This is a genomic window from Sphingomonas sp. IC4-52, assembly GCF_020707225.1.
Taxonomy (GTDB): Bacteria; Pseudomonadota; Alphaproteobacteria; order Sphingomonadales; family Sphingomonadaceae; genus Sphingomonas.
This window is the reverse complement of sequence record NZ_JAJFEU010000001.1, coordinates 1,046,298-1,060,417: the sequence shown is the minus strand read 5'-3', so window position 1 is coordinate 1,060,417 and position 14,120 is coordinate 1,046,298. Positions and strand designations below refer to the sequence as shown.

At 66.0% G+C, this 14,120-nt stretch carries 11 protein-coding genes; 4 read left to right on the top strand and 7 right to left on the bottom strand.

The window, feature by feature from the left end:
• Window positions 1-139: 139 nt before the first annotated feature.
• The 3 genes from LK535_RS05220 to LK535_RS05210 form a co-directional block, all read right to left on the bottom strand.
• Entirely contained in the window at window positions 140-1,399 is a 1,260-nt protein-coding gene (locus tag LK535_RS05220) for an MFS transporter (protein WP_227770790.1), read from the bottom strand.
• Window positions 1,400-1,466: 67 nt separating this feature from the next.
• Complete coding sequence (recF, locus tag LK535_RS05215; RefSeq protein WP_227770789.1) at window positions 1,467-2,510, bottom strand: DNA replication/repair protein RecF; 1,044 nt, start codon at window positions 2,508-2,510, stop codon at window positions 1,467-1,469.
• 680 nt (window positions 2,511-3,190) lie between these two features.
• Window positions 3,191-3,988 (bottom strand): Coq4 family protein, encoded by a 798-nt coding sequence (locus tag LK535_RS05210; protein WP_227770788.1) that lies wholly within the window; start codon window positions 3,986-3,988, stop codon window positions 3,191-3,193.
• Window positions 3,989-4,210: 222 nt separating this feature from the next.
• Here LK535_RS05210 and LK535_RS05205 point away from each other — a divergent pair, with 222 nt between their 5' ends.
• Entirely contained in the window at window positions 4,211-5,365 is a 1,155-nt protein-coding gene (locus tag LK535_RS05205) for a sensor domain-containing diguanylate cyclase (RefSeq protein WP_227770787.1), read from the top strand.
• Between the two features lie 271 nt (window positions 5,366-5,636).
• Window positions 5,637-6,290: an OmpW/AlkL family protein gene (locus LK535_RS05200; protein ID WP_227770786.1), complete on the top strand. Its 654-nt coding sequence runs from the start codon at window positions 5,637-5,639 to the stop codon at window positions 6,288-6,290.
• A 141-nt stretch (window positions 6,291-6,431) separates the two neighbouring features.
• On the opposite strand, the gene hemN is transcribed toward LK535_RS05200, so the two are convergent.
• From hemN to LK535_RS05180, 4 genes are read right to left on the bottom strand one after another with little or no spacing between them, the layout of a single operon-like run.
• On the bottom strand, window positions 6,432-7,781 hold the full coding sequence (hemN, locus tag LK535_RS05195) for an oxygen-independent coproporphyrinogen III oxidase (protein ID WP_227770785.1): 1,350 nt from the start codon (window positions 7,779-7,781) through the stop codon (window positions 6,432-6,434).
• A complete protein-coding gene (gene cydX, locus LK535_RS05190; RefSeq protein ID WP_227770784.1) occupies window positions 7,778-7,906 on the bottom strand; it encodes a cytochrome bd-I oxidase subunit CydX in 129 nt (42 codons plus the stop codon). Before cydX ends, hemN begins: the two co-directional genes overlap by 4 nt.
• Window positions 7,907-7,918: 12 nt before the next feature.
• Complete coding sequence (gene cydB, locus LK535_RS05185) at window positions 7,919-9,064, bottom strand: cytochrome d ubiquinol oxidase subunit II (protein WP_227770783.1); 1,146 nt, start codon at window positions 9,062-9,064, stop codon at window positions 7,919-7,921.
• A gap of 13 nt (window positions 9,065-9,077) precedes the next feature.
• Window positions 9,078-10,646, bottom strand: coding sequence for a cytochrome ubiquinol oxidase subunit I (locus tag LK535_RS05180; protein ID WP_227771085.1), 1,569 nt, complete (start codon window positions 10,644-10,646; stop codon window positions 9,078-9,080).
• A gap of 130 nt (window positions 10,647-10,776) precedes the next feature.
• Here LK535_RS05180 and cydD point away from each other — a divergent pair, with 130 nt between their 5' ends.
• Together cydD and LK535_RS05170 are read left to right on the top strand one after the other, a co-directional pair.
• Window positions 10,777-12,438, top strand: coding sequence for a thiol reductant ABC exporter subunit CydD (cydD, locus tag LK535_RS05175; protein WP_227770782.1), 1,662 nt, complete (start codon window positions 10,777-10,779; stop codon window positions 12,436-12,438).
• Window positions 12,435-14,018 carry an amino acid ABC transporter ATP-binding/permease protein gene (locus LK535_RS05170; RefSeq protein WP_227770781.1) on the top strand — a complete coding sequence of 528 codons (1,584 nt, stop codon included), beginning with the start codon at window positions 12,435-12,437 and terminating at the stop codon, window positions 14,016-14,018. The genes cydD and LK535_RS05170 overlap by 4 nt, the downstream gene beginning before the upstream one ends.
• Window positions 14,019-14,120: the final 102 nt, after the last annotated feature.

Here is a 14,120-nt window from a genome sequence, read left to right as displayed (position 1 = left end):
TCATATAGGCATTGCGGCGCTGCAACGAAAGCGAAATGGCGCTCGTTCAAGCCGGATAGGCGCCGATCTGCGCGCTGAAGCGGCACGCGCAGCCGATCGGACCATGGTCGCTCCACAGGCGGATCTCAGGCAGGCGGCGTCAGACGGGTTGGGCAGCGACCTGGAGGTGCGGCAGCGGACGTTCACGAAGCGTCGCGAACAGCATGGCCGCACCACCCAGCGCCACCGCGGCCATCGTCAAGGCGGCGCTATAATCGCCGGTTGCGTCGTGCAAACGTCCAAAGGCGGTGACACCGATGGCGGTGCCAAACAGCGAGATCATGACGAGCAGCCCGTAAACTTCACCATAGGCGCGCAGCCCGAACAGGCGCGCGGCGAGGAACGGCAGCAGGTCATGCTCGGCGCCATTCATCAGCCCGGCGAAGAAGACGGCCGCAACCAACAAAGGCAGGCCCGGGGTCGGCGTTTGCAGGAAGACGAAGGCGAGGGCGGAGACCAGCGCAAAGGCCGCCGCGGTCAGCTGTGGCCGGAAACGGTCAACCATGGCGCCCATGACAAGCCGCCCCACCACCTGACTGGCGGCGAAGCTGGTTACCAGAAGGGCGGCCTCAGTTGCGCCAAAGCCGCGGTCCATGCCGAATGGTACCAGTGATGTGACCAGCCCGACGCTGGCGACGTTGATCAGCGCGGCCGTCAGCGCAAGCCGCCAATAGCGGCTGTCGCGCCGCGCCTCCGCACCTGTCATTCCCTCGACGACAATCGGGGATGCGCCATTCGGATCAGGACGAACCGTCTGACCAGGCTCTCCCCGCAGGAGCATCAGGACGGCAGGAAGCGCCAGTCCGCACACGACCGCTCCGAGGGCGAGGAAGCCGATCCTCCAGCCATAAGCGGTAATCACCGCGCCCAGCACCGGTGCGAGCGCGAGCGAGGACAACGAGATGCCGGAAGTGGCAATGCCCAGCGCGATGCCGCGATGGGCGTGGAAGCGCTGGGAGATCAGCTTGCCGTACACAATGGCGCTGGTGCCCGGGACGGTCAGCGCCAGGCCGAAGATCAACAGCTGATATTGCCAGAGCGGCCCGCTCAGCGATGCCATGCCGGCATAGACCAGCCCGAGAAGGACCATGGCCAACAGGATGATCGCCCGTGCGCCGATCCGGTCGGCGAGCCGGCCGAGGAACGGTGCAGCCAGGCCGCCCAGTAGCCCGAGCCCTGCCGCCGTCGCGATATCGCCGCGGCTCCACCCGAATTCCTCGATCGGCCCGACGATGAACAGGCTGGACAGGTTTTGAAACAGCCCCGGCCCCGTGCCAATGCCGATCATGGCTGCGGCGACGACGGGCCAGCCGCGGTGCCACTCGCCGGCAGATACCGGTCGCTGTGGTTGTCTCTCCATGCCGGGATCGTAGCGCACTGTGTCGCCCCGTCCAGCCCGCACCGCATCTGCTTCAAAACTCGGCGGTTCAGCCCAGATCGATGCGGGTCGCATCGTCGCCGATGGCGGCGAACAGCGCCGGTTCGGTACCCGTCATCCAGACCTGGGCGTGACCGCTCAGCCGGGCGAACAATGCTGCCCGGCGGTCAGGATCGAGATGGGCGGCGACTTCGTCCAGAAGCAGGATCGGAAGCTGTCCCCGACGCTCTGCGACGAGATCCGCGTGAGCCAGTACGATGGCGAGCAGGAGCGCTTTTTGCTCGCCCGTCGAGGCCTGGGCGGCAGCAATGTTCTTGTCGAGATGGCGCACATGCAGATCGGTGCGATGCGGACCAACCAGCGTTCGACCAGCGGCTGCATCGCGCGCCCGGCCGGTGCGCAGTGCGTCGAGCAACACGCCGGCTTCATCGCTCCAGCCCTCCAGCGACAGCGAAGCGCGCGGGAAATCGCCCATTGCCGACTGGTCAAGGCGCCCGGAGAGGGCGGCCACCGTCTCGGCGCGGGCGGCAGCGACGGCCGCGCCGTGCTGTGCCATCTGCGCTTCCAGCGCGGACAGCCATTCGCGATCGGGAGCGGGTTCCGCCAGCAGCTTGTTGCGGGCGCGCATGGCGGCCTCGTACCGGCTCGTCTCTGTGGCGTGGGCGGGTTCGAGGGCCAGCGTCAGCCGGTCGAGAAAGCGACGACGTTCGCCGGCCGGCTCCACGAACAAGCGGTCCATCGCCGGGGTAAGCCACAGCACGGAGAGCCACTCGGCCAGCGTATTCGCCGCAGCGGTGGCACCATTGACCCGTACCACCCGCCGTTCCGGTGCGGTCGGAAGGGCGCCAGTGGCGATTTCTGTGGTGTCGTCCAGCGTGGCGGCGATGCCGAACCCGCCGGACGAGTCACGGCGGGAGATTTCGGAAAGGCTTGCGCGCCGCAGCCCGCGGCCGGGAGCGAGAAGCGAGACCGCTTCCAGCACGTTCGTCTTGCCGGCGCCGTTCGGTCCGGTGAGCAGTACAAAGCCCGGCCCGGGCGAAAGCGTCAGTGTCGCATGGTTGCGGACGTTGGTCAGCACGAGCCGGCAGATCATTGGCGGCGGCTTTACTGTGGGTTCGGGCGTGGCGGAAGTGGGACGGTGCCAAAGCCGGTGGCAGCCAGCTTGGAGCCGGGCAGAGTGGCTTTCACTGGTTGGCCCCGATCCTCCAGTCAGCTCCGTTCGCAGGAACGTGCTTTGGGGGCGAGCAGACGTGATCCGCTGCCGCGAGAGGAACGCGGCCGAACTGCAAGATCGTCGACTCTTCGTCGCACCCATCTCGATCCCAGCCCGCCCGATAGCGAGAATAATTGCAGGGGATGCCAGATGGAGACGGTCATTGGCTCAGCGGTGGGAAGACCTTGAACGGCGAGCCCGCGAAGCACGCAGCCTGGGCAAGGCGATGCGCCTTCTGGAGGAGGCTGAGCGATTTCGAGTGGCCGAACGGATCGCGGGTGACTGGTGGATGCCCAAGAGGCAGAAGCACTAGCCGCTTCGTGCGTGCAGGATCTGGCGAAACGCCGCCTCCGCACGCGGGGGCGGTTTGCACGGGCAATGGCGACGGATCTCGCCAGCGTAGAACCGTGACTCACGCCGGTCGTACCGCGCGAGACAGGTCGGAGACGAAGACGCTGCCTTCGTCGCTCGACCTCCTCAACGCTGAAGAACACGTCGGCTATTCGGGAGGGAGCCCACAGGAGGCCGGGAGGGAAACGCTTTCCCTCCCGCACCGTGGCTCAGGCGGCGAGCGGCTGCGGCTCGGCCGCTGCTTCTTCGCGACGCTGGCTGAGATATGACGCCATCTCTTCGCCAAGCTCAGCCTGAGCGCGCTTGTACAGTACCGGCTCCGTCAGACCGAGGCGCTTGCGCGCTGCGCCCAGCGGCTCATCCATCAGTTTGATGTAATCCTCACCGGCAAGCCACTTCGCGGCCTTGCCACGCTGGTAGCCCTCTATGACGGCCCGGGCGAACAACGTGCCCTTGGTAATGCGCAGGCTCTTGAGCGCGGCGGCAGAGCCGATAAAGGCCCAGCCGGCGCCACCAACCTGCGCGTAGCTGAACGCCACCAGCGCTGCTTCACCCAGGCTTTCGTCAGCCTTGTAGCCGGTCAGAACATGCCAGATGTCGTGAATGTCGCGCGTGCGCCGGCCGAACCATGCATAAGGATGATCGATCTCGACATTGTCGTTGCCTTCACGGCTGACCGCGACGAGACCGTCGGCGGAATAGCCGGTGCTATCGAGGAAGTCGCGGTAAGCGGCGCCAACGGTACCGGGCGCAAAGCTGTCCACCCAGGTGCGGTCCGAGAAGCGCTCGGCCAGTTCGGCCTGCTCGCGGGCGATGCGGCCACCTTCCTCGGTTCCAAGCAGTTTTGCATAGCCCCACTCGGTACTGCCGACGTTCAGCGCGCGCATGATGCGAAACACCTGAACCGTATCGTCACCGTTGTTCAGCAGCTTCTTGATGGCGTCGAACGCCGTGTTCCAGTCGCGGCGACCGGTACTGCCGGGAAAGGGGGGAAGCTTAGCGGCCATGTTAGTCGACTCCCTACTGACACGGTTGTCAATAAACTGTGTGACGGACATCGTCAACCGTCAGGATTCAGGGTATGGGGCTTGCCGCCCGGGGGCGGGCGCCCGGAACCTTCCATTAACGAGGATGCTGTACAGGGCTTGCGAGGGGCGGGGGGAACTGATGCCGCGAATCTGCATATGAGTGGACGACACGACCTGGGGCGCGCTTTGCCCGCCTGGTCAATGACGCGCTGGCTGGTCGATCCGGGTGGCGACATTCCCGACAGCACGCGCAGGACTCTGCTGCGCAGCCTGTACAGCACGCTCCCGATCTTCGCGGGGGGCGTGCTGAACACCATTGCCGTATCCGCTGTCGTGGCAGCGCGCATGCAGACGCCTGCGGCCTATCTGTGGGTCGCCATGGAAGTGATATTGGCGGCACTGCGGCTGCCAGCGCTGTACTTCGGGCGCAAGGCAGTGATGGAGGGCCGGCGCGGGCCGACCGACTTCTACATTACCCTTGCCGTGATGTGGGCCGCCAGCGTCGGCTACGGCACCTTCATGTGCGTCATAAGCGGCGACTGGGTTGCGGCGGCGCTCGCCTGTTTGTCGGCTGCCGCGATGGTGGGCGGCATCTGCTTTCGAAATTTCGGGGCGCCGCGCCTGGTGGCGGTGATGATCGCGCTGAGCCTTGGCCCGTGCGCCGTCGCGGCGGTTCTGTCCGGGCAGCCGATCCTGCTGCTGGTGATGTTCCAGATCCCCTTCTACCTGGTGAGCATGAGTTCGGCAGCGTTTCAGCTGAACCGGCTGCTTGTCCGCACGATGCGGGCGGAGATGATCAATGATCATCACGCGCGCCACGATCCGCTTACCGGCCTTCTCAACCGCAATGGTTTGTCGCGCTGGGCCGAGGAGAGCGCGGCGCGGCCCGAGGCGGGGCTGGCGGTGCTGTACCTTGATCTCGATTGGTTCAAGACCATCAACGACACGCTCGGCCACAAGGCAGGCGACGCGGTTCTGGTGGCGGTCGGCAAACGCCTGCAGGAGATCGGCGGCAACAATGTGCGCGTGGCCCGGATCGGCGGCGATGAATTCGTGCTCGTTGCGGAGGATATCGGCCGCGATGGCGCGGAGCAGCTGAAGGAGCGGATCAGCCAGGCAATAGCGGGCCACGCTTATCTGGTCGCCGGGCAGAATGTGCATGTCGGTGCAAGCATTGGCGTTGCGCTTTCCGACGATCATGACGGCACGCTTTCGGAACTGCTGGAGGTCGCCGATATGGCGCTTCACCGCGCCAAGATGCGCAACCGGGCCGCATCGCCAACGCTCGGACGCGGAGACGAAGGCGGGGCGTCGGGCCGTGCCCGGCTGAAGGTGGCGCACGCGCGACCGAACTGATCCGCAAAATTCGCGGCGCGGCGAGGGGCGGCCGCGCCGCGGACCTTGCGCCCGCGCCGTTGATGGCCAGTATCAACACGCTGCGCGGCCGGCGTCGTTTGACCCGCTTGCGCTGCAGCCCGGCGACATAGCAGGCACGCCCCTCCGCAGGATTGCAGGAGGCGATCGTGCCAGTCTCTCCGTACAAGTCCCAAGCGGGACTTTGCGTACAGCGGCCGTTACGATCCCGCTCTAGCCGCCAACTCGCCAAGCAGAACACAAGGAGTTGGCCATGAAATTCGTTATCGGCGCTAGCCTTCTTGCACTCGCGATCGCTTCACCCGCCCAGGCGCAGGTGGAAGCGGGCGACGTGCTGGTCCGGGCTCGTGCCATTGTCGTCTCGCCCACCGAAAAGGCCGGGCCGGTCAAACCGGGGTTCCCCACCGGTTCGGTCAGCGTTTCCGACAGCGTCGCCCCGGAGATCGACTTCACCTACATGTGGACGGACCATATCGGCACCGAGCTGATCCTGGGGACGACCAAGCACGACATCGGCGGGCGCGGCGCGCTGTCGCCACTAGGTAACCTGGCGAGCACCTGGGTGCTGCCGCCGACCCTGACGCTGCAATATCACTTTGCGCCAAAGGCCAAGGTTCGGCCGTATGTGGGCGCCGGCGTGAACTACACGATCTTCTACTCCGCCGACGCCAGCCGCTCGCTGGAGAGCGCGATTGGCAAGACGAATGTGAAGCTGAAGGACAGTTTCGGATATGCGCTGCAGGCAGGCGTGGACGTCGATTTGACCAAGCGCGTGTTTCTGAACCTGGACGTCAAATACATCGACATCGACACGGCAGCGCGGCTGACCACTGGCGGCGCGGTCAATCGCGTGAGCGTCAGCGTGGATCCCATCGTTCCTTCGATCGGACTGGGTATGCGGTTCTGAACGGAATGGGGGGGCGGCCTCAGGCGTCGCCCCCTTCCACGTTCGTTTGGGAAGTTGAACGGCAAGTAGCCGATGGCGGGAATTCCGCCATCGGCCACAATGTATTTGGGAAGGAGACCCGGCTGATTGGGTCGTGCGGCGCTAGACCGCTTTGCTGGTCGGACGTGCCTGGGCCCGCGAACGCTGGTCGAAGGCGGCTGCGGCCAGCCGCGCATAGGGGCGGCCGATCGATGTGATGCGGATGCGCCATTCGCTGCGTTCCAGAACGCCGGCTCCTGCAAGACCGTCGATGATCGGGAGCGCGCCCGACAATTGTGCGGTGCTGGCGCCGCGGCGCATTGCGACCTCCTCCAAATCCACCGCGCCGTGGCACAGGATCCGCTCGATGATCTCGGCGCGCAACCGGTCGTCCGCGGAGCGTCGGCAGCCCCGAACGCCCGAGAGCGTATCGTTCAACGCGCGCATCCGCCATCCGCCGACATGCTTTTCGTTCTGGACCAGCAAGTCCGGAAATTGGCTGATCGATGATGCGCCGAGGCCGATCACCACATCCGCCTGATCATCGGTGAACCCCTGGAAGTTGCGACGCAGGCGACCGGTACCTGCGGCGATGGCGAGCGAGTCCTGCGGCCGGGCGAAGTGATCGAAGCCGACGGCGGCAAAGCCTGCCTCCAACAGCAGATCGTGTGCGAGCGCCGATTGCCAGAAGCGCGCCTTGGCATCGGGCAGGGTGGAGGCGTCGATCATCCGCTGACGCGGCAACATGGACGGCAAATGAGCATAACCGAACATCGCCACGCGATCCGGCTCGAGCTGCCGAGCCTTGGCGATCGTCTCGACGATGTCGCCCAGTTCCTGCGTCGGCAGCCCGTACATAAGGTCTAGGTTGATGCGCTCAATACCGTGACGGCGCAGCGCCGAAACGCCCTCCGCGACCTGGCGGAACGGCTGTATCCGATTGATCCGAGCCTGGATGCCGAGATTGAACGTCTGCGCGCCGAGGCTGACGCGGGTGACCCCCGCTTCGGCTAGAGCCGCGGCGTGATCGTCCGAGAGCAACCGCGGATCGAGCTCCGCCGCCCATTCGGCATCCTCGTCCACAAGGAAGCAGGACCGGATCGTCTCTGCCACCGATACGAACTGCGCAGGGGACAAGGCATTGGGGCTGCCCCCGCCAAAATGCACGCGGCTGATGCGGCCCTGGTACAAGGCGCCGACGGTGCGCATTTCCCGCGCCAGTGCCGCGACATAGGCAGCAAGCCGCTCGGGACGGCCGGTCGCGCCGGTGTTGCAGCCACAATACCAGCAGATCTCCTGGCAATAAGGCACGTGAACGTAGAGCGAGGCACTGGTTCCCGCCTCCAGTCCGCGTAGGGCGGCCGCCTGGTCCGCTGCGCCGACCGCGGGAGAGAATTCCAGCGCGGTCGGGTAGCTGGTGTATCGCGGCGCAGGACGCGCTGCGAGTTCAGGGAGGTAGAGATGCTCGCTCACGGGCGCTCGTGCGCCTCCGGTGCCTTTTCGACCTCATCGGCGAGATCGAATTCGTGCCACATGCCGTTCAAGACGCCGAACGCCACCGCCAGCCCAAGGCCGAGAACCCAAGTGAAATACCACATGACGGCAATTCCTCAGTAAAAGTCAGGATGAGTGGTCGCCTGGGCAGTGGTGACCCGGCCCCAGAGCACGCGGTACACCCAGGCGGTGTAAGCGAGCACGATCGGCAGGAAGACGATCGTCACGAACAGCATGATCTGCAGCGTGCGGTGGCTGGAGGACGCGTTCCACACCGTGAGGCTGGAATGCGCATCGATGCTGGACGGCAGGATGAACGGGAACATCGACAAGCCAACGGTGGCGATGATGCCGGCCGCGGCCAGCGAAGAGCCGGCAAAGGCCGCCCATTCCTTGCGGGTCGCGATGCCGACCAACGCTAGCACCGGGCCGGCGAAGCCGAGCAGCGGCGCGATCATCATCCAGTGGTAACGATCATAATTGTCGAGCCAGGCGCCGGGCGCTGCCTCCGTGACCGTACGCAGCGGGTTGGAAGCGCCGAGCGGGTCAGCGGCGCCGACGATCCGGAAGCCATAATCGCCCCAGGCCATGAAGGCTCCGCCGATTGCGAAGAGCAGGATCGACGCGACCGCGGCCATGGCGCCGAAGCGCTGGGCGCGATCACGGACCTGGCCATGTTCAGCCTTGATGGCGAGCCATGCGCTGCCGTGCAGGACAAGCATGGCGACCGACAGCAGACCGGCAACCAGCGTGAACGGCGTAAACAGGTCGAGCAGGCCGCCCTCGAAGAAGGAGCGGAGGTCGCTGTCGAGGCGGAAGGGGGCGCCCGACAGGACGTTGCCGACCGCCACGCCGAAGACCAGCGCGGGCACGATGCCGCCGACAAAGAGCGCCCAGTCCCAACGGGTTCGCCAGGCGGGGTCCGGCCGCTTGGAACGATATTTGAACCCGACCGGACGCAGGATCAGCGCCGCCAGCACGAGGAACATGGCTAGATAGAAGCCCGAGAAGCTGACGGCATAGACGAAGGGCCAGGCGGCAAAGATGGCGCCGCCGCCGAGGATGAACCACACCTGGTTGCCCTCCCAGGTTGGCCCGACCGAGTTGATCACCATGCGGCGTTCGGCATCGGTCCTGGCGACGAACGGCAGCAGCGCGGCCGTGCCCAGGTCAAAGCCGTCGGTAAGTGCGAAGCCGATCAGGAGTACGCCCAGCAGCGCCCACCAGATCACGCGCATCACTTCATAATCGAAGAATTCCATGGTCGTGCCTCCTTCAGGCGGCCAGCGGCAGGGCGGCGATGCGCCCGGGCTCGGGGGTGGGCTCCTGATGTTCGACGGGGCCGTGCTTGATGGCGGCCAGGATCAGGCGGATCTCGATCACGGCGAGTGTGCCGTAGAGCGCGGTGAAGCCGATGATCGTGGTCCAAAGGGCAGTGCGGCTGAGCGATGATGCCGCAAGGAAGGTCGGCAGTACGCCCTCGATCGCCCAGGGCTGACGCCCCATTTCCGCGACCACCCAGCCGAGTTCAATGGCGACCCACGGCAGCGGGATGGCTGCGACGCAGAGGCGCAGGAACCACTTGGTCGTCAGATGCTTGCGGCGGCTGGCGACCACAAAGGCAGTGGCGAACAGCGCGATCATGAGAAAGCCGATCATGGCCATCAGGCGGAAGCTCCAGAACATCAGCGGGACGCTGGGCACCGTGTCCCAGGCGGCCGCCTCGATCTGTTGCGGGGTAGCGGCGCGCGGATCGGCCAGGTGGCGCTTCAGCAGCAGCGCGTAGCCAAGGTCGCGCTTGTGCGCTTCGAACTGGGCACGAGCAGCGACGTTGGATGGATCGGCCTTCAGCGTTTCCACGGCATCATAAGCCTTGATGCCCAAAGCGATCCGCTCCTGCGCCTTCAGCACCAGCTCCGACATGCCAGTGACTTCCTTGTCGAGGCTGCGGGTGGCGATGAGACCCAATACCCATGGCACCTCGACCGAATAGCGCGTGGTGCGGGCGGCGGTGTCAGGCATGCCGAGCAGCGTCAGGCCAGCAGGGCTTTCCTGCGTGTGCCAGGCCGCCTCGATCGCCGCCAGCTTCATCTTCTGGTTGTCGGTGAGCGCGTAGCCGCTCTCGTCACCCAGCACGACGACGGACAGCGAGGAAGCGAGGCCGAAAGCCGCGGCGACCACCATCGAGCGACGGGCGAATTCGATCCAGCGGCCCTTCAGCAGATAAAAAGCGGAGACGCCAAGCACCACGACAGAGGCGGCAACATAGCCGGCGCTGACGGTGTGGACGAACTTCGCCTGAGCCACAGGGTTGAACAGCACGGCGTCGAAGTCCGACACTTCCATGCGCATGGTTTCGGGGTTGAACGTCGCGCCGACGGGATTCTGCATCCAACCGTTGGCGATAAGGATCCACAGCGCAGACAGGTTGGTTCCCAGCGCGACCAGGAAGGTGACGAAGAGGTGCCCGAGCTTCGACAGGCGGTCCCAGCCGAAGAACATCAGGCCGACAAACGTCGCTTCGAGGAAGAAGGCCATGAGCCCTTCGATCGCCAGCGGCGCGCCGAAAATGTCGCCGGCATAATGCGAGAAATAGGACCAGTTGGTGCCGAACTGGAACTCCATGGTCAGCCCGGTGGCGACCCCCAGCACGAAATTGATCCCAAAGATCTTGCCCCAGAATCGCGTCACCTGGCGCCAGATTTCGCGCCCCGTCATCACATAGACGGACTCCATGATGACCAGCATGAAGCTGAGCCCCAGCGTGAGGGGCACGAACAGGAAATGGTACAATGCGGTCAGTGCGAACTGCAGCCGCGATAAGTCTACGACGCCGGCGTCCATGCCCGGTTTCTCCCTGATGCCGGTCACGCCGGCTCGTTCTGGCGGCGCTCGTTAGGAGCGCGCGAACCGCGGCGGCATTGTGGACATCCCGTATTCGGTTGCGGTGCAGCAATCGGTAGCGGCGCCCGGCATGGCTGTTCTTGCAATAGATCGAAGCGCCGCTGCTGAGCGTCGCGCCTATCTGAAAGAGGTAGTGGGCGACGGCGGGCGCGTGCGGCTGTCCACCAGCCTGCTGTTGCTGGATAGCGTCGCCGCAATCGGGTTTGCCGCGGGGCTGGCGGGGGCAGCGAGTGCTCTGGTCGCAGGGTCGGCGATCTGGGGCTGGGTGACGCTGACGGGCCTGTCCGGCCTGGCGCGCGGCCTCTGCGTGTGGGGCAGCGCACGGGTCGGTGCGCGGGGTGCCAGAGCGGCGAAGAGCCAGCTGCGTGAACGGATCGTAACGGCTGCGCTCCATCGCGCGCCGGGTGCCATGCGCACCAGCGGCGAATTGCTGCAGGCGGCTGTCGACGAAGTGGAAGCCATCGACGGCCATGTCGCGCGGTTCCTGCCGGCGCGGCAGGCGGCCGGGCTTTCGCCGATGATCGTGATGGCTGCCGTTGCCGTCGCGAGCCCTGTGTCAGCTGCGATCCTGTTCGCAACGCTTGTTCCGTTCATCCTTGCACTGATCTTGGCTGGCGGCGCCGCAGCTGATCAGTCGCGGCGGCAGTTCGCGGCGCTCGCCCGCCTTTCCGGATTGTTTGCCGATCGGCTACGGGCGCTGCCGGTTGTGCTCGCATTCGAGGCGTCCGAGCGGGAGGCGGAGCGGCTCGGCATCGCTGCGCAGGACGTCGCCAGTCGCACGATGCGGGTGCTTCGGGTCGCGTTTCTGTCGTCTGGAGCGCTCGAGTTCTTCTCCGCTCTCTCCGTGGCATTGGTGGCGGTTTACTGCGGCTTTAATCTGCTCGGCCTGCTACCCTTTCCGGTGCCGGAGACACTCGACCTCGCCAGCGCCTTTTTCGTACTGGCCCTCGCGCCCGAGTTCTATGCGCCGCTCCGCCGGCTGGCTGCTGCTTACCATGACAAGCAGGCGGCCGAGACAGCGGTCGACCGGCTTTCGGCGGTTGAGCGCGAAGCCACTTCCGCCTCTGCCCTGCCCGTCGCCGGCGAAGCACCGGGGCTGAGCTTCGAGAGTGTTTCGATCCGTTACGATGACACCGACGCTGCGGCGGTTGCGAACGTGACGTTCGCCGTTCGGCCGGGCGAGATCGTCGCATTGTGGGGGCCGTCGGGCAGCGGCAAGACAAGCCTGTTGCGGGTGCTGCTGGGCCTTGCGCCGTTGGCCGCGGGAGCGGTGCGTATCAACGGCGAGTTGCTGCCCCCAGGCGGAAGCATCGCCGCCGGCGCATCCTGGCTGGGGCAGGGGACGTTGCTGCTGCCGAAGACAATAGCGCAGAACATCGGCTTTGCCGACCCGCACGCCAGCCGCGCCCGGATCGAGGAAGCGGCGCGGCAAGCCGGACTGACCCCTATGATTGAGGGGCGGCCCAATGGGTTGGACACGCTGCTCGATGCACGCAGCAGTGGCCTGTCGGGTGGCGAGCGGCGGCGCATCGGCCTTGCCCGGGCAATCCTTAAGCCTGCGCCGCTGCTGTTGCTGGATGAGCCCACCGCGCACCTCGATGCGGCTGCTGAGCACGCAATGATCGAGACGATCGCCAGCGTCGCGAAGGGGCGAACCATATTGATGGCTACCCACAGCGAAGCGCTGGCGGCCATTGCAGATCGGATCATCCCTTTGGAGCGACTGGCATGACTGAGCTTGCTGCCCTGATCGCCGGCGAATCTGCGCGCGAGCGTCGTTCCCTCGTGCGTGCGGCGATACTCGCATCGCTGGTCGCCGCGGCTTCGGTCGCCCTGCTGGGCCTCTCCGGCTGGTTCATCACCGCAGCGGCGCTGGCGGGCGCCGCTGGAACCGCAGCCGCGATGGCGTTCAACTACATGTTGCCCAGCGCCACGATCCGCTTGCTGGCGATCATGCGGACCGGCGCACGTTACGGAGAGGCACTGGCGAGCCACGCGGCGGCACTTGGCGCTGTGGCCGGCGTCCGGCCGGCGATTTACCGCGGGATCGCTGCACTGCCGATCCGGCAGGCGCTGGCGGTGACCGGTGGCGAAGCAACTGCGCGCGCGGTGAACGATCTCACCGCGATAGAACATGACCTCGTGCGCCGCAGTGCCGGGCCAGCCGCGGTATCGGCCTTGCTGTCGGGCGCCGCATTGGCAGCGATCGGCGGCATCATGCCCGGTGTGCTGATCGTCGCGATTGCGGCGGGCGTGCTGCTGATCGTGCGCCGGCTGGTCCGGCCGCTGGTTAAGCACGCCGCAGCAGCGCAGGCGCACAATGGCGATTTGAAAGACCGCATGGGTCATCTGCTGGAATCGGCGCCGGAACTGCGCTGCTTCGGGCTCGAGCAGCAGGCCGGCGAGGAGATGCGCCGGGTGGCAGATGCGCTGAGCGAAGCGCAGCTTGCCTGCGCTGACGTCCATGCGCGCGTGTCGCTGCTACACGTCTTGGCAATCGGCAGTAGCGCTGCAGTCGTTTTCGTTCTGACCGCAGGTGCGGGGGCGCCGATCGCGGCAATGGCGGCGCTGGCCGCAGCGATGACGATCGATGGGCTGGCACCACTGATCCGGAGGATCGCTGCCCGCCCCGAAGTGAGATCCGCCGAGACGCGGTTGAACGATCTGCTAGGAAAGGAAGAGGGTGCAGGATCGATGCGGCTTGCCTCTCCCGCACTGGCATTCGAGACCGGTGTTCCCCTGTCCTCAGGTGGCAGGATGGCGATTACTGGAGCGTCCGGCTCCGGCAAGACGACCTTGATCGAGACGCTGGTGGGGCTGCGGCCGGCAAAGGCTGGAACCGCATGGATCGACGGGGTGGACATTGCATATGTCGCGCCAGAGACGCTGCGCAGCGCGTTCGCCTGGCTTCCGCAGGATGCGGCGCTGATCTCGGGCACTGTTCGCGACAATCTGTTGATTGCCGACTCGCGCGCCAGCGAAGACGCGCTGTGGGCTGTGCTGGCGGATGCGGCCATCGAGGCACGGGTCCGCGCACTGCCCCATGGCCTGGACACCTGGGTCGGCGAGAATGGCGAGCGTCTGTCCGGCGGGGAGCGCCGGCGGATCGCGCTGGCGCGTGCGTACCTGCGTCCCGCACCCTGGCTGTTGCTGGACGAACCGACCGAGAGCCTTGATGCCGCTACAGAGGCAGAAGTGATCGACCGGCTGGAGCGCCGGCTGCAGCGGACGGGGCAGGGCTTGTTGCTGGCCAGCCATCGTCCGCTGCCGCACCGGCTATGCGCCCAGAGCCGGTCGGTGGAGCCCGCCTGATTACGGCGCTTCAGCAGGCCGGAGACGTAAGGCCATGTTTATCCGTAGAAGTCCCAATGGGACTGCAGGTCACTTGCGGCGAAAACGCTTGAACCGTGCAGG